The organism is Allobosea sp. P4_C6 (genome assembly GCF_056402015.1).
Window position 1 is genome coordinate 73,645 of the sequence record NZ_JBFUIF010000022.1, and the last position, 14,757, is coordinate 88,401.

14 protein-coding genes are annotated in these 14,757 nt (G+C 63.8%); 8 read left to right on the forward strand and 6 right to left on the reverse strand.

Features of this window, described 5'->3' with window-relative positions:
• The first annotated feature begins 57 nt into the window (after nt 1-57).
• From AC1DVA_RS16945 to AC1DVA_RS16975, 7 genes are all read left to right on the forward strand, one after another.
• Complete coding sequence (locus AC1DVA_RS16945; protein WP_476806638.1) at nt 58-1,155, forward strand: LacI family DNA-binding transcriptional regulator; 1,098 nt, start codon at nt 58-60, stop codon at nt 1,153-1,155.
• Between the two features lie 51 nt (nt 1,156-1,206).
• A complete protein-coding gene (locus AC1DVA_RS16950; RefSeq protein WP_476806639.1) occupies nt 1,207-2,082 on the forward strand; it encodes a carbohydrate ABC transporter permease in 876 nt (291 codons plus the stop codon).
• Nucleotides 2,072-2,905, forward strand: a complete 834-nt coding sequence (locus AC1DVA_RS16955; protein WP_476806640.1) for a carbohydrate ABC transporter permease — start codon at nt 2,072-2,074, stop codon at nt 2,903-2,905. The genes AC1DVA_RS16950 and AC1DVA_RS16955 overlap by 11 nt, the downstream gene beginning before the upstream one ends.
• A 23-nt stretch (nt 2,906-2,928) precedes the next feature.
• Complete coding sequence (locus AC1DVA_RS16960; protein ID WP_476806641.1) at nt 2,929-4,221, forward strand: ABC transporter substrate-binding protein; 1,293 nt, start codon at nt 2,929-2,931, stop codon at nt 4,219-4,221.
• Nucleotides 4,222-4,296: 75 nt separating this feature from the next.
• Nucleotides 4,297-5,736, forward strand: coding sequence for an FAD-dependent oxidoreductase (locus tag AC1DVA_RS16965; protein WP_476806642.1), 1,440 nt, complete (start codon nt 4,297-4,299; stop codon nt 5,734-5,736).
• Nucleotide 5,737: 1 nt separating this feature from the next.
• Complete coding sequence (locus AC1DVA_RS16970) at nt 5,738-7,393, forward strand: FGGY-family carbohydrate kinase (RefSeq protein WP_476806643.1); 1,656 nt, start codon at nt 5,738-5,740, stop codon at nt 7,391-7,393.
• Nucleotides 7,390-8,118 carry an SDR family oxidoreductase gene (locus AC1DVA_RS16975; RefSeq protein WP_476806644.1) on the forward strand — a complete coding sequence of 243 codons (729 nt, stop codon included), beginning with the start codon at nt 7,390-7,392 and terminating at the stop codon, nt 8,116-8,118. Before AC1DVA_RS16970 ends, AC1DVA_RS16975 begins: the two co-directional genes overlap by 4 nt.
• A gap of 213 nt (nt 8,119-8,331) precedes the next feature.
• On the opposite strand, the gene AC1DVA_RS16980 is transcribed toward AC1DVA_RS16975, so the two are convergent.
• The 6 genes from AC1DVA_RS16980 to AC1DVA_RS17005 form a co-directional block, all read right to left on the reverse strand.
• A complete protein-coding gene (locus AC1DVA_RS16980) occupies nt 8,332-9,144 on the reverse strand; it encodes a glycosyltransferase family 2 protein (protein ID WP_265051294.1) in 813 nt (270 codons plus the stop codon).
• Between the two features lie 29 nt (nt 9,145-9,173).
• Nucleotides 9,174-9,989 (reverse strand): LuxR C-terminal-related transcriptional regulator, encoded by an 816-nt coding sequence (locus AC1DVA_RS16985; RefSeq protein WP_265051295.1) that lies wholly within the window; start codon nt 9,987-9,989, stop codon nt 9,174-9,176.
• A gap of 217 nt (nt 9,990-10,206) precedes the next feature.
• A complete protein-coding gene (locus AC1DVA_RS16990; RefSeq protein ID WP_476806645.1) occupies nt 10,207-10,926 on the reverse strand; it encodes a LuxR C-terminal-related transcriptional regulator in 720 nt (239 codons plus the stop codon).
• Nucleotides 10,927-11,196: 270 nt separating this feature from the next.
• A complete protein-coding gene (locus AC1DVA_RS16995) occupies nt 11,197-11,856 on the reverse strand; it encodes a response regulator (RefSeq protein ID WP_265051297.1) in 660 nt (219 codons plus the stop codon).
• Nucleotides 11,853-13,004 (reverse strand): sensor histidine kinase, encoded by a 1,152-nt coding sequence (locus tag AC1DVA_RS17000; RefSeq protein WP_265051298.1) that lies wholly within the window; start codon nt 13,002-13,004, stop codon nt 11,853-11,855. Before AC1DVA_RS17000 ends, AC1DVA_RS16995 begins: the two co-directional genes overlap by 4 nt.
• A gap of 1 nt (nt 13,005) precedes the next feature.
• Nucleotides 13,006-13,563 carry a methanogen output domain 1-containing protein gene (locus AC1DVA_RS17005; RefSeq protein ID WP_476806646.1) on the reverse strand — a complete coding sequence of 186 codons (558 nt, stop codon included), beginning with the start codon at nt 13,561-13,563 and terminating at the stop codon, nt 13,006-13,008.
• A 315-nt stretch (nt 13,564-13,878) separates the two neighbouring features.
• On the opposite strand from AC1DVA_RS17005, the gene AC1DVA_RS17010 reads away from it, so the two are divergent.
• The gene (locus AC1DVA_RS17010) at nt 13,879-14,631 is read left to right on the forward strand and encodes a Crp/Fnr family transcriptional regulator (RefSeq protein WP_476806647.1); all 753 of its coding nucleotides are present in this window, start codon (nt 13,879-13,881) and stop codon (nt 14,629-14,631) included.
• Nucleotides 14,632-14,757: the final 126 nt, after the last annotated feature.

The following is a 14,757-nucleotide window of genomic DNA, read 5'->3' on the forward strand; positions in this document are numbered from 1 at the left end:
TCCTCGGAGTTCGCCTGTTAAACGTTTTACAGAAAAACGTTTAACAGGCATCGCGGGATGGCGGCCAAGCGCATCACGATCAAGGAAGTCGCTGCGCGGGCGGGCGTCTCGATCGCGACGGTCTCGAACGTCTTCAGCGGCCGCAAACCGGTCAACGCCGACCTGCAGGAGCGGGTGAAGGCGGCCGCGCGCGAATTGTCCTATCAGGTCGACCGCGCCGCATCGCAGCTGCGTTCCGGCCAGGCCCGCGTGGTCGGCGTGCTCGTTCCCGATCTCGACGACGTCTTCTTCACCTCTCTGGTCTCCCAACTCGAGGTGATGGCGCAGAAGGATGGCTACGACATCATCGTCTCAAGCTCGCGCGACGATCTGGGGCTGGAGCAGTCCCGGCTGCGCGCCTTGCTGGCCTGGAGGCCGTCGGGGCTGATCGCCGTGCCCTGCTCGGACGCTGTGCCCGAGATCCTGCTCGGAGAGATCGGCCGGCTGCCCATGGTCTTCGCCGACCGCGTGGCTCCCGAAGGGTCGGTCGTCGATACGGTGGCGATCGACAATCGCGAAGCGGGCGAGATCGCCGCCCGGCACCTGCTGGCCAAGGGGCATCGCGACATCGTCGTCGCCGCCTCCAGCCTCGGCATCTCCCCGATCCGCGAACGTGTCCGTGGCGCCTGCGAGCTGATCCGGGCGACGCTCGGCCGCGAGCCGACCGTTATCGAACTCGGTTCCAATGCCGATCGCGGCGCCGGCATCTTCCTGCATTGGCTCGAACGGCACCCGCAGCCGAGCGCCGTCATCGCGCTGACCAACGTCACGACGCTGAGCACCTTGTCGGCTCTGGCGCGACTGCGGATCGACATACCCAATCCTGTCTCCGTCGTCGGCTTCGACGATTATCCCTGGATGAGTGCCCGGAAGACCGGCCTCACCGCGATCCGCCAGCCGATCGCGGAGATCGCCGAGGCCGCCTGGCGGCGCTTGCGAGGACGCATGTCGGGCGACCATGCCGCGCCCGAACATATCGTCCTGCAGACCAGCCTGCAGGCCCGCGACTCCGTCCGCGATCTCGCGCCCGGCAAGGCGGATGGCCGCGATGCCTCTGACCTCGAACCGCTGCTGAACCCGGAGATGCCAGCCGCTTCGCCCAAGGCCGTGCACTGACAGATCACCGGGCCGACAGAGCCCGGATCGAAAGAAGTCCTGGAGGAAAGAGTGCAGCTTCAAAGAACGGCACGGATACTGCCGCTGCTCGCGCCGGTACACCTGCTCATCTTGAGCGTAATCGTGCTGCCGTCGTTCTATGTGATGTGGCTCAGCCTGAACACGTCGAGCTTTGGCCAGGCGCCGAGCTTCGTCGGCTTGCAGAACTATTGGCGGGTTCTCTCCGACCCGGCCTTCCACAGCGCGCTGCTGAACACCGTCATTCTCGTCGTCGTGGCCGTCCATCTGGAGCTTGCCGTCGGGCTCGGCATGGCGTTGCTTTTTGCGAGCGGCCTGCCGTTCCGCCGGTTCCTGCTCGTTGCCGTGCTCGCCCCCTATGCCGTCAGCGAAGTCACGGCCGTGGTGATGTGGCGCTTCCTGTTCGATCCCGATGCCGGCCCGGTCACACTGGCCTTGCGGGCGCTCAGCCTGCCGACGCTCGACTGGTCGTTCGAGCCCTCGCACGCGATGATCCTGATCGGTCTCCTGACCGTATGGCTGCACCTGCCCTTCACCTTCATCATCGTCTATGCGGCGCGGCTCGCCATCCCCGCAGAACTCTACGAAGCCGCCCGCATCGACGGCGCGACGCGCTGGCAGGCCTTCCGCCGCGTGACGCTGCCGCTGCTTGGCCCTGCCATGCTGATCGCGCTGCTCTTCCGTTACATCTTCGCCTTCCGGCTGTTCTCGGAAGCGTGGCTGCTGACCAAGGGCGGCCCTGCGCGCTCGACCGAGGTGGTGGCGATCTACCTCTATCAGGAAGCCTTCAGCTTCAACGCTTTCGGCCCGGCCGCCGCCACCGCCTGGATCATGGTGCTGGTGTCGCTCCTGCTCGCCGGCGCCTATGTCTTCCTGCTCAGGCGGGGAGGGCTCGCCCATGCGCACTGAGCGCCTTCTCATCGGGGCGGGCAAGACATTCGCCGTCGTCGCGATCCTGTTCTGGTCGCTGTTCCCGATCCTCTTCATCGCGATGTCGTCGCTGAAGCCGGGGCAGGACATCTTCGCCGTGCCACCGAAATGGCTCTTCATGCCGACGCTGAAGCACTACACCGAGCTCTGGCGCTCCTGGGGCGTGTTTTTCGACGGCCTTCTGAACAGCCTCCTGATCACGGTCGGCGCGACGCTGCTCGCCATCGTCGCCAGCGCCTGCGCCGGTTACGTCTATTCACGGAACTCCGGGCGCTGGCTCGGCGCGAGCCTGCTCGGGCTGATCGTCATCAGGCTGATCCCACCGATCGTGGTGACGCTGCCGCTGTTCCCGATCGTGAACTGGCTCGGGCTCAGCGACACGCATCTCGTCCTGATCCTGCTCTACGCGACCTTCTTCGTCTCGCTCGGCACGGTGCTGATGCGCACCTTCATGGACCAGATCCCGCGCGAGCTCGACGAGGCCGCCTCCATCGATGGCGCCAGCCGCATGACCATCCTGCGCAAGGTCATCGCGCCGCTGGCGATGCCGGGCGTGCTCGCCGTCGCGGTCTTCGTGATCGTCTTCTCCTGGAACGAGTTCCTCTTCGCCTTCATCTTCACCGCGACGCGGGCCAAGACAGCGCCGCTGGTGATCTCGGAGATGATCGGCTCCATCGACGGCGTCGATTGGGGGATCCTCTTCGCCGCCTCGACGGTGCAGCTCGTGCCCGTCCTGCTCTTCGTCGTCTTCATGAACCGCTACCTCGTGGCCGGCCTCACCGCCGGCTCAACGAAGGGGTAGCCAACCACGAGAGGGAGGAAGCCATGTCGAAGACATCCGCAACAGAGGTGACCCGCCGCAGCTTCATGGCCGGAGCGGCAGGCGCCGCCGCGCTCGCCGCAAGTCCAGCTTTCGCCGCGGGCAAGACGCTGAACGTGCTCAGCCACAAGGTCCACCAGACCGTGCTGGGCACCGGCGACGGCGACCTGATGGCGGGCTGGCGCAAGGCCAACGACGCCGAGATCGCCTTCACCACCTTCGACTCCAACCCGCTGCAGGACCGGCTCTTCCGCGAGGCCAGCCTGAAGGAAACCGAGTACGGCGTGGGCTATCTCATCGACAACCGGCCGACCTCGCAGATCGCCGCGCTGTTCGAGCCGCTCGAGGCCTATCAGAAGCAGGATGCGATCGAGGATTTCGGCGATATCGCGCCCGGCCTCGTGCAGGGCATGACGGTCGACGGCAAGCTGATCGGCATCCCCGTCCGTCATGCCACGCAGGGGCTGTTCTACAATGAGGCGCTGCTGGAAGAGGCCGGCATCACCGCGCCGCCGACCACGCTGGAAGAGCTGATCGAGCAGGCGAAGAAGACCACCTTCACCTCCAAGGCCGGCACACCCGTCACCGGCATGGTGCTGGCAAGCGACCTTGCCGTCTTCCCGGTGATGTTCGCCCGCGCCTATGGCGGCGACTTCGTCAGCCCCGACCTCAAGCTGGTGCCGAACCGCGAGGCGCTGGAGAGCGGGCTAGCCGCGCTGCGCGCCATGTTCGAGGCGGGCAGCCTGCCGCGCAGCTACGCGACGACCAAGAACGACGATCAGGTCACCTGGCTGCAGCAGGGCCGCGCCGCCTTCACCGTCCTGCCCTTCGCGCGCGGTGCGCAGCTCAACAACCCCGACCAGAGCAAGTTTCCGGGCAGGATCAAGGCGGTCGAGTTCCCCGGCTCGGCTGCGATCAAGGGCAAGGTGCCGATGGCCTCCGTCGTCGAGGCCTGGGCGATGTCGATCCCGAAGAACGCCAAGGACAAGGCGCTCGCCTGGAGCTTCATCAAGGAGGTGTCGAGCAAGCGCGTGACATTGGGCATGGCTGTTAACGGCAACGGCCCGGTGCGCGTCTCGACCTATGCCGATGAAGGGCTGAAGGCGAAGAACCCGCTCGCTGCCGTCGAGGCGAAGGTGCTGGCGACGGCCCGTGGTGCTTTCCCGCCCTTCCCGGAGGCCGCCCGCGCCCAGGCGACCTTCCTCGAGGAGGTTCAGCTCGCCGTGCTCGGCCGCAAGCCCGTCAAGGACGCGGTCTCCGCCATCATCGAGCGCGTCAAGCCGATGATGCCCGCCTGATCACGCCACAAGGCTGCGGGGCGGGCTGCTCCGCAGCCGACCTGCTGCATTCGTTCCACCTGAAGGACCTCTGCCATGTCGACCGCATCGACCCGCTTCATCGAGGAGCCGGCACGCTCCATTCCCGTCTCGGCCGAGTACGACGTGCTCGTCGTCGGCGGCGGGCCGTCCGGCATCACGGCTGCGCTGGCCGCGGTCGAGGACGGGCTGCGCGTCGGACTGATCGAAAGCCGCAGCTTCGTCGGCGGCAACATGACGATCGGCCTGCCGGTGCTCGGCTTCCTCGGCCAGAAGGGCAACCAGATCATCGACGGTTTGCCGCAGAAGTTCATCGAGCGGCTCCGCAAGGAGCGTGACGGCGCCAGCGAGCACCGGCCCTGCCCGCTGCATATGGGCATCACACTGGTCGAGCCTGAGGCGGTGAAGACCGTGGCGCTGGAGATGCTGACGGAAGCCGGCGTCGACGTGCTGTTCTACACCTTCTTTGCCGGCGCACTGGTCGAGAACGACCTGATCCGCGGCGTCATCACCGAGAGCAAGAGCGGCCGTACCGCCATCCTCGCCAAGGTGGTGATCGATTGCAGCGGCGATGCCGACGTCGCCTACAGTGCCGGCGTGCCGACCGAGAAGGGCAATGCCGAGGGCGGCATGCAGCCGCCGACGCTGATGTTCTGCCTCGCCGGCGTCGATACCGACGCGCTGCGGATGAGCATAGCCAACGCCCCGCCCGAGGCGCGCACCTACCTGACCGACTTCATTCCGGCGGAGTATTTCGGCCAGAACCGGCAGTTCATCGTCGTCGGCATGCGCGAGCTCATGGCCAAGGCCAAGGCCGAACGCGGGCTGAAGATCGCCAATGAGCGCACCATCATCATCACCGGCCTGAAGAAGGGCGAGGTCTGGATCAACATGACCCGCGTCAAGGGCACTGATGGCACCGATGCCCGCAGCCTGACCAGGGGCGAGATCGAGGGCCGCGCCCAGATCGACGACATCGTTGCCTATCTCGTCGGCTATGTGCCGGGCTTCGAGAAGGCCTATTTCACCAAGACCGCGCCCTTCCTCGGCATCCGCGAGACGCGCCGCATCATCGGGCAATACGTGATGACGCAGGAGGACGTGCTGGCCTGCAAGCATTTCGACGACGCGATTGCGGTGGCGAGCTATCCGATCGACATCCACCGCCCCTCCGACGATGGCTGCACGCTGATCTGGTGCGGCGACTGCTACGACATCCCCTATCGCTCGCTCGTGCCGCAGAAGATCGGCAATCTGCTGGTCGCCGGCCGCAGCATCTCGGCGACGCATGAGGCGATGGGCGCAATCCGCGTGATGGCGACCTGCATGGCGATGGGCGAGGCGGCCGGGCGTGCCGCCAAGATCTCCGTACGCGGCAACCGCCCGCCTGCCGAGATCGACATCGACGAACTGCGCCGGCAGCAACTGGAGAGTGGCGTCTATCTGCGCAACCCGGACGGCACGCGGGCCGGACCGCCGAACCGCGCCGCGGCCTGAGATGACCGGGCACTTCATCGGTATCGATGTCGGCACCGGCAGCGCACGCGCCGGCATCTTCGACCGGCGCGGCCGCATGGTCGCGACGGGCAAGCGCGACATCGCGCTCCATCGGGACGGGCCCGATATCGCGGAGCAGTCGAGCGAGGATATCTGGGGCGCCGTCTGCGCAAGCGTGCGCGAGGCCATGGCCACGGCCGGGCTCACGCCCGAAGCGATTGCCGGCATCGGCTTCGACGCGACCTGCTCGCTGGTGGTGCTCGGGCCGGGCGGAGCCTCGCTGCCGGTCGGGCTGCATGGCGACGCCAGCCGCGACATCATCGTCTGGATGGACCATCGCGCGCTCGACCAGGCGGAGCGCATCAACGCGACGCGCCATCCCGTCCTCGCCTATGTCGGCGGCACGATCTCGCCGGAGATGGAGACGCCGAAGCTGCTCTGGCTCAAGGAAAAGCTGCCGGCGACATACGACGCGGCCTGGCAGTTCTTCGATCTCGCCGACTATTTGACCTGGCGCACGACCGGTTCGCTGGCGCGCTCGACCTGCACCGTGACCTGCAAATGGACCTATCTCGCTCATGAGGGACGCTGGGATGCCGGTTATTTCCGTCAGATCGGGCTCGGCGATCTGGCAGACGACGGCTTTTCCCGTATCGGGACCGAGATCGTTCCGGGCGGCACTTCGCTCGGGAACGGACTCGCCGGGCAGGCGGCTGCCGAACTCGGGCTGAATCCCGGAACCGCTGTTGCTGCCGGGCTGATCGATGCCCATGCCGGCGGCGTCGGTTCGGTCGGCGTTCGCTCGCCCCATGGCACAGCCCTGACCCGCATGGCCTATGTCTTCGGCACCTCGGCCTGCACCATGGCGAGCAGCCGCGAGCCGATCTTCATCCCCGGAATCTGGGGTCCCTATTTCTCCGCTATGGCGCCGGGCCTCTGGCTCAGTGAGGGCGGCCAGTCCGGTGCCGGCGCCGCGATCGAGCAGCTGATCGGTTTCCACCCGGCCGCGCCGGAAGCGCAGCGCCGGGCCATGGCTGAAAACCTCTCGCTGCCGGATTGGCTTGCCACGCAGGCGGTGCTGCGGGCCGGCGAGGCTTCGGAAGCCGTGCATCTCGCACAGGGGCGCGTCGTGGTGCCGGATTTTCTCGGCAACCGCTCGCCTCATGCCGATCCGCAGGCGCGCGCCGTGATCGCGGGCCTCGGCATGGAACGCGACCTCGACGATCTCGTCGCGCTCTATGTCGCCGGCCTGACCGGCATCGGCTACGGGCTGCGGCAGATCGTCGAGGCCAGCCGCGCCAAGGGCGCCGTGATCGAGGCGATCGTGCTCAGCGGCGGCGCCGGGCGCCATCCGCTCGTCCGGCAGCTTCTCGCCGATTGCGCCGGGTTGCCGGTGCTCGTGCCGGATGGCGTTGATCCCGTCCTGCTCGGCTCTGCCATGCTGGGCGCGACGGCGGCCGGCGCATTCCCCGATCTTGCGCAGGCGATGGTCGAGATGGCGCCGGAGGCCGGAGTCTTCGCCCCCGCCGGCGACGAGATCGCCCGGCTGCACGACCGCCGCTTCGCGGCATTCGAAACACTGCAGGCCGCCGCGCGCGAGGCACGCGAACTCATGCGCGGCAGCCGGGATCAATGCGGATCGGAGACGCCGACGTGACTCAGGAACTGACCGGGAAAGTTGCAGCGATCACCGGAGCCGCCTCGGGGATCGGGCTCGCCTGTGCGAAACGCCTGATCGCCGCCGGCGCCCGCGTCGTCCTCGTCGACCGCGACCGCGAGACTCTCGCAAAGGTCTGCCAACCTCTCGGGCCGGGAGCGATCCCGCTGGTCGTCGACCTGACCGATGCAGCCTCCGTCGCCGGCATGATGCCTGATATCCTCGACAGGGCGGGGCAGCTCGACATCTTTCATGCCAATGCCGGTTCCTATGTCGGTGGGCCGGTCAGCGAGGGCGATCCCGACGCCTGGGACCGCATGCTGAACCTCAACGTCAACGCGGTCTTCCGCAGCATCCATGCCGTGCTGCCGCATATGATCGCGCGCAAGACCGGAGACATCCTCGTCACCAGCTCGGTGGCCGGCGTCGTGCCGGTGGTCTGGGAGCCGGTCTATACGGCCTCGAAGCACGCAGTGCAGGCCTTTGTCCACACGCTCCGCCGGCAGGTGATACCGCACGGGCTGCGCGTCGGGGCGGTCCTGCCCGGCCCTGTCGTGACGGCCCTGATTGCCGACTGGCCGCAGGAGAAGCTCGAGGCCGAGCGCGCTCGTGGCGGCCTGATCGAGGCAGAGGAGGTGGCCGAGGCCGTGCATTTTATGCTGACCCGCCCGCGCAACGTCACGATCCGTGACCTCGTGATTCTGCCCCAGAGCACGGACCTGTGAGAAACGCCCTGCTTCGGCACTGCCGGGGGTGAAGAAACGGCCGGAGCGCCGGAGGAACGAGGGGGCGAACCGGAAATGGCACGCTTTTCCCGGCGAAACAGCCGCCTGTCTGATTAAGGCGTGGAGAGGATACGGGGTGGCGTTTACCAGCGACACTCTGGGAATTGGGCCGGACGCCATGGCGCCCGGCCGCTCCGCCAAACCCCAAGAACTTCAAAAATGCGGCTTCGGCTGAAGTTTTAGCGTCGTTCTGGTCGAATCGGCCATCTTCGCCAGCAGCCAGTCGGGGTTGCCGAGGTTGAAATAGCCCTTCAGGAGACAGCGCCAGAACACGCGCTGCGCGTTCGACGATGGTCCGTGCTCAGCAAGGATTCTCGCCCATTCGGCGGCTGTGCGGCTTCCGTGGATCGCACTGTTGTTCATCCCCGTCCGCCGAAAGCAGGCCAGCGTCTGGTCGATCCGGCCATAGGGGGCCTTGGTTAGGGCCCGGCAGAACATCTCGTAATCGCCCGAGTCCTTGTAGGTGATGTTGAAACCACCGAGTTCCTCGAAGAAACTCCGCGAGAAATAGGTCCCCATATGCATGATGGGGTTCCAGCCGAGGCTGACCAGCATCGCCGGGGTCATCCAGTTCGGAGGAGCTGCAAGGCGGCCCAGGCTGTGCCCCTTCGAGTCCGTCCATTTGATGCCACCGACGACCCAGCGCCGGCCGCTCTTCCGATAGGCCTGGACCACCGCGGAGGATGCGCCATCGAGCATCACGTCATCGGCTCCAAGGAAGCCCAGCAGCTCGCCCGAAGAGTCGAACGAGCCTTTGTTGATGGCGTCGAATATCCCGCTGTCCTTGCCTTGGAGCACCCGCAGCCCGTAGCTGCGGGCGAGCTCGACAGTGCCGTCGGTGCTGCCGCCGTCGACGATCACATGCTCGATCTCAATGTCTTTCGTCGTGTTTCTGCGCGCCGACTCGATACATTCTTTCAGATACTCGACCGCATTGAGCGTCGGAGTCACGATAGTCACGATCATGGAGCGGCTCCCCGTTTACGCTGACCGGGTCACGAGAGCTGAGGCGAAAGCATCGCTTCCGGCCTCGTTGCGATCATYGGGAGCGTCTCGTCGCCGCCGATGTCGTGCTCGTCCAGGACCGGGATCTGCGAGGCCGCGTTCTGCATTGCCCACATGGCTGCCTGGGTCCGGTTTCGGACACGCACCTTTCGCAAGATCGCCTTCACATGCACCTTCACGGTCGCCTCGGCGATCTGCAGCTTGCGCGCGATGACCTTGTTGGATTCGCCCAGCATGAGCCCTTCCAGGATGCTCACCTCCCGGCCGGAAAGGCCCGAGAACGGAGACCCGTCGGCCCTGCGCTGCACGCCTTGGAGAAGGCGCTGCGGTTCGACCGCCACTTCGGAAAGCTGTGACAGGAGTTCGGGCGGGAAGACGGCACCGTTCGCGATGACGACCTCCAGCGACATGATGAGATCCTGCGCGGATACGGATTCGACGAGATAGCCGACGGCGCCGAGCTGTACGGCGCGCCGCATCAACTCGCGATTGTCGCGGAGGGCGAGGGCCACGATCTTGGCGTTTTTGAACTGCCTTTTGATGTCACCGAGGATCGAACAGGACATGTCGTCGATGACGACGATGAAGAGGTCGGGGGATCTCTGGCCGTTTTCGTACTTCTGAAGATCGAGACTTGCGGATCTCTGGCTCACATGGAACCGCGCGCCGCTCAGCAGTTGTGTAATTCCTTCTCTGAGCAGAGCGTTGTCACTTAGAACGGCGGTCTCGATAAGTTCAGGCATCGTACTCTCCATCCACTCGACACGAAACGAGAGCGAACTACGGAAAAAAGCCTTGATCGTCATTTGCGCACGTAACTGACTCGGTTTCAGAATTAGTCAGATAACCGAGAACATCGCATGTGCTACCCATTTAGAGACCGAAGACCGCCAACCATCGCTTTCATGACCCTAGGTCATCATTAATAATTAGTTCACTCGGACGTGTTCGTCCTGTCAGGAGAATACGATCCTCGTAAGGGTAAACCTTACAAAGAAATTTCAGATTAAATGCGTTGGGAAATCACCCGCGCGGGCCGGCCTTGTTGTGCCTGGCCCCGTCCCGGTCTTCCGGGCCGTTTTGGAACGTCCGCAGCAGATCGCGAGCGAGAACTGCAGCTTCCGTTCGGTTGCGGACGTTGAGAACGCGCATCAACGCCGAAACATGGATTTTGGTCGTTGGCTCCGCGATATGGAGCGCCTGAGCGATCTCGCGGTTCGAAAGTCCGTCCGCCAACAGCATCAGAACGTCCCGCTGGCGCCGCGTCAAGCCGAACGGACCCTGTTGCTGGCTCGATCGGCGCTGCTGAACGTCTCGTGCTGGTTGGCCTTCCGCAGCGGAGCTGAACGGCGTGAGCTCTCGCGGCACCGACAGACGCCCGGCCAGAACGTCCTCGATCGATTGAACGATCTCGTCGTCGCGCTGCAGCTTCGAAATGAAGCCTTGGAAACCTTCGGCGATGAAATGGAGAACCTGGTCGAAGGTGCAGTCCGTCGCGATGATGACGTAGCGCGTAGTTATGGAAGCGTGCTTGAAGTCCCAGATGACACCCGGATCGGTAGAGCCTGTCAGGTTGAGGCTGACGAGCGCAAGATCGATAGGCTGTTCCTCCATCAGGCTGCGCATCAAGCCGGCGCGATCGGCAACCTCCAGAAACTCAGCCTCCGGCAACGCGGCTTGCAGAATGACGCGCAAACCGGTCCGATAAAGCGCGTGTTCGTCGGCAACGAGAATCCTGACCATTGGTGCGTTCAGCCGATCCAGGCGCCCTCTTTCGATCGAGAGGCGCGGCCTTCTTTGGCGCCGCTTTGCTCGGTCCCGGACGGCGGTTCCGTCTGGACCGAAACTCCCAATTCCCCATGCATCGTCGTAGCGGGAACGGGCCGCCAAGTCGCCCCGCCCTTCCGGGCAGGGGGCGCATTGCGCTTGGCGTTTTATTTCCGCCGACGCCAAGCTGGTTACTCCCAGAGCCGGCGCACTAGCTCAGACTGAGGATGGCTCGGTCGATTGCCTCTAGATATCGAGGATCCAGCCATGGGTGGCGCCGTATCTGATGATGTCGAGACGTGAGTGCAGCAGGAGCTTCTTGCAGGCTCTGTATCGATAGGTCTCGACCGATTTGACGCCCAGCCCGATACGGCGGGCGATCTCCTTGTTGGAATGCCCGACGGCTGCAAGACGCAGGACCTGCAACTCGCGATTGGTGAGGCTGCCATTGGGGGTCTCCAATTCGGAGCCGGGCTTCTGCGCAAGCTTGCGAATCCATTCGGAGCGGAACTCCTCGAGCTCGGAATCGATGTAGACGCCACCGCTCTGGACCGTCTTGATGGCCTGCGCGATCTTGTCGCTGGGCGATGACTTGAGGACGTAGCCGCGGATGCCCGTCCTCAGCGCCTTCTGCACGTAGCTCGGTTCCTCAAAGTGGGTCAGCATAACGATCCGCGTATGAGGCGCCTTTTCGAGAATGCGCTCTGCCAATGCGACGCCGTTCATGCCGGGCAACCCCATGTCCAGGACGACGATGTTGGGATTTTGCTCTCGAACGAGCGTAAGCGCCTGCGAGGCGACAGTGGCTTGCCCGACCAGTTCAAGCCCGGGGAGGCTGCGCACCAACGCCGCAAGCCCGGTCAGGATAACCGGGTGATCATCGACCAGAATGATCCGTTCCGTCATGACGGCGCACTCCGCTGCTCGCGGTTCAGCGATGCGAGGGCGGTGACGGTTGTCCCTTGTCCGGGGAGCGATTCAATCTGCAACACACCCCCTATGCTGCGCATCCGCTGCTGCATTCCCAGCAAACCGATGCCGGTGTCATAAAGTTCCCCCCGCTGTTGCAGTTCCGGAGCGTAGCCGGCGCCGTTGTCCGTTATCGTCAGCGAAACGGAGGTCGCGCTGCCTCCCAGGACGACGTCGATCCTTCTCGCGCCTCGCGCATGCTTCAGCACGTTCGTAAACGCCTCCTGGGCCACGCGATAAAGCGCGCTTTCAACCGGAGCGGGCAGGAATTTGGGCACCGCTCCCTTCGTGGTGAAGGAGAAGTCCAGCGCCCCGTCCGTCGCACAGGAAACGAGGGTGACTTCGAGCGCCCGGCTCAGGCCGAGCTCTTCGACGATCCGGGGTCTTGCGCCCACGACGGCGCGATGAATGCGGCGGCCGACCTCGGCGACGTGCATGGTGATGCCATCGAGATGCGCTCGCGCTGAACCGTGCGCGGAATCGCGCAGTTTCCTCAACCCTGCGAGAACGGCGACCATCTCGTGTCCGACATGGTCGTGCAGATCTTGTGCGATGCGCTCGCGCTCGTCGGTGCGGATATGTTTGATCTCTTGCTGAAGTTCGCGCTTTTGCGCCTCCACGACGCGCAGTGCCTCGGTGACGAAAAAGTACTGCTCGACCAGGCGCAGGCGGTCCTTGCGCAGCTCCCCCAATTGGTCGAGCACCACAGCCAGGCGCCGCTCTCCCGTCTCGTTCCTCATCCGCTGCGCTTGGGCCGATAGTCGGGGGTCGAGCACGGGTGAGAGACGCAACAGGAGGGTGGAAGGACGACCGCGTCGCCGGGTGGTGATGGCGCTGCCGAAGCAGCGATAGTTGACGATCCCCCCCGGCCCGGTGAGGCTGACTTTTTCCATCACCGGTTGGCGAGAGCCCGAGCAGCGAACGAGATATCTTCGCAGCATTTCGGCCGGGTCGGCGCAAATGTCGAACAGCGAGAATGTCGAGGTTGCGAGAGGGAAGATCGAGCGTGCCGCGCGATTGAGTGCACGGATGCGGCCGTCGCTCARGGCGATCATCGATGGGTCGAAACAGGCGTGGATGTCCAAATCAGTCTGCATCGGCAGTTGCGTCGTCGCGAAGGTATTCCGTGGTGTCCAGCCTCAGCCCTTTTCGGTTGAGATGGATGACCACCCGGCATCCGGCCGCCCCGGTCGCGATCGTCTGTTCGAGGTCGACGGCCGCGGAGCCGACTGTGTTCGCGGCCATGCGACCGAAGATGTTCGACGTCAGCATGCAGAGCGACGGATGGTTGCGAACCGCATCCCCCAGAGGGCAGGCCCCGTTGCCCAGAACGATACGATCTTCGTTCTCCTCGATGATAAAGAACGCCCCGCCGGCGCGATTGGCCAGATCGACCAAAACGAGCGGAAGTTGCTCGGGACTGAGGCGGTGTCTTCCCAGCGTCGTCCTGTATTGCTTCTCGATCTCGGCTCCCAACTCGGTCGCGATACTGCCGATGAAGATCGACGCATCGTCCAGGCCGGCGGTTTTTTCGAGCAGATCCGCCATGCCGGCGACCAGCGCGTCGAAAAGACGATGATTGTCGTAGGCGATATCAAGCGAGCTTATGGTCTTTGATGACGCTTCGGCAGTAGACGTAGTCACTCCAGCGCCCCTCCTGCGCAGATTGGTGGGTGGAGACGAGCGTACAGGTGGTGGAATTTGCAATGACGATCCGCCACCTTCGGGGTTCGAAGGCGCGAGGACGCCGAACTCTGATCGTGCCTGACCCAAGTTAGACCCGCCCTTCTGTAGGGCCGCATCTAGATGCTACCATAATATTCGGCCTGTGTCCGGTGTATTTTTACGTCTTTTTTATAGAGAAATAGAGGGAACGGACAATTTTCGATGGAAGGCGCGCCGTTGACGAAAACGTGATATCGAAATGTTGTGCGGCAGCGTAGGATTATTATTGCCGTAATGTGGTATATTATTGCTCGTGATATGCCATTCAGGAAAATTCGTATGATTATTAAAAATAATAATAAATCTTACGGAAAATTATTAATCGATTTATCTTATGATGGCGGCGCCGAGCAGTATCCAGAGTCGGGTTCCGTGATCTATTCGCAAGGCGAGCCTGCAGATTCGATTTATTTTATACATGACGGGGAGATCAGAATCTCAACCGTGTCGGCCCATGGAAAAGAGGCTGTCGTGGCGATCCTCAGGGCCGGCGATTTCTTTGGCGAAGGCTGTTTGGCAGGGCAGGAGGTGAGGATCGCGACTGCTGCCGCGTTGACGGACAGCAGTATCGTTAGGGTTGAAAGAGCCACGATAGTCCGTGTTTTTCAAGAAAATCGCGCCGCTGCAGGCGCCTTTACGTCCCACCTTCTTGCCCGCAACATCCGAATGGAAGCAGATCTGATAGATCAGCTCTTTAACTCAAGCGAAAGGCGGCTCGCCCGCCTCCTGTTGCTTCTTGCCAATTTCGGCAAGGAGGGAGCGCCTCAGCCGATCATTGGCGAGATCAGCCAGGAAACACTGGCGGAAATGATAGGCTCGACGCGCTCGCGGGTCGCTCGCTTCATGAACAAGTTCAAGCGACTGGGGTTCATTTCGGACAACGGTCGCATCGAGGTTCATAATTCGCTCTTGAGCGTGGTCCTGAGGGACAATCTCCATGACCTCGCGATTACGGACGAGGATGACGCGCCCTCACCGCAGGGTTGAGGTCGTGGGTTCGGTCCTGAAAACGGTCTGAGGCGCTGCGGAGGCAATGAGTTTTCGAAGCCGTCGCCAGACGAACGGCAGGAAACTCTGCTCGGAATGGTCGATGGGTGTGGGAAGGATCAGGCC

Coding starts and splice junctions, on each gene's coding strand:
- AC1DVA_RS16945 (WP_476806638.1), top strand. CDS start 58: ATGGCGGCCAAGCGCATCACGATCAAGGAAGTCGCTGCGCGGGCGGGC.
- AC1DVA_RS16955 (WP_476806640.1), top strand. CDS start 2,072: ATGCGCACTGAGCGCCTTCTCATCGGGGCGGGCAAGACATTCGCCGTC.
- AC1DVA_RS16960 (WP_476806641.1), top strand. CDS start 2,929: ATGTCGAAGACATCCGCAACAGAGGTGACCCGCCGCAGCTTCATGGCC.
- AC1DVA_RS16965 (WP_476806642.1), top strand. CDS start 4,297: ATGTCGACCGCATCGACCCGCTTCATCGAGGAGCCGGCACGCTCCATT.
- AC1DVA_RS16970 (WP_476806643.1), top strand. CDS start 5,738: ATGACCGGGCACTTCATCGGTATCGATGTCGGCACCGGCAGCGCACGC.
- AC1DVA_RS16980 (WP_265051294.1), bottom strand. CDS start 9,144: ATGATCGTGACTATCGTGACTCCGACGCTCAATGCGGTCGAGTATCTG.
- AC1DVA_RS16990 (WP_476806645.1), bottom strand. CDS start 10,926: ATGGTCAGGATTCTCGTTGCCGACGAACACGCGCTTTATCGGACCGGT.
- AC1DVA_RS16995 (WP_265051297.1), bottom strand. CDS start 11,856: ATGACGGAACGGATCATTCTGGTCGATGATCACCCGGTTATCCTGACC.
- AC1DVA_RS17010 (WP_476806647.1), top strand. CDS start 13,879: ATGTGGTATATTATTGCTCGTGATATGCCATTCAGGAAAATTCGTATG.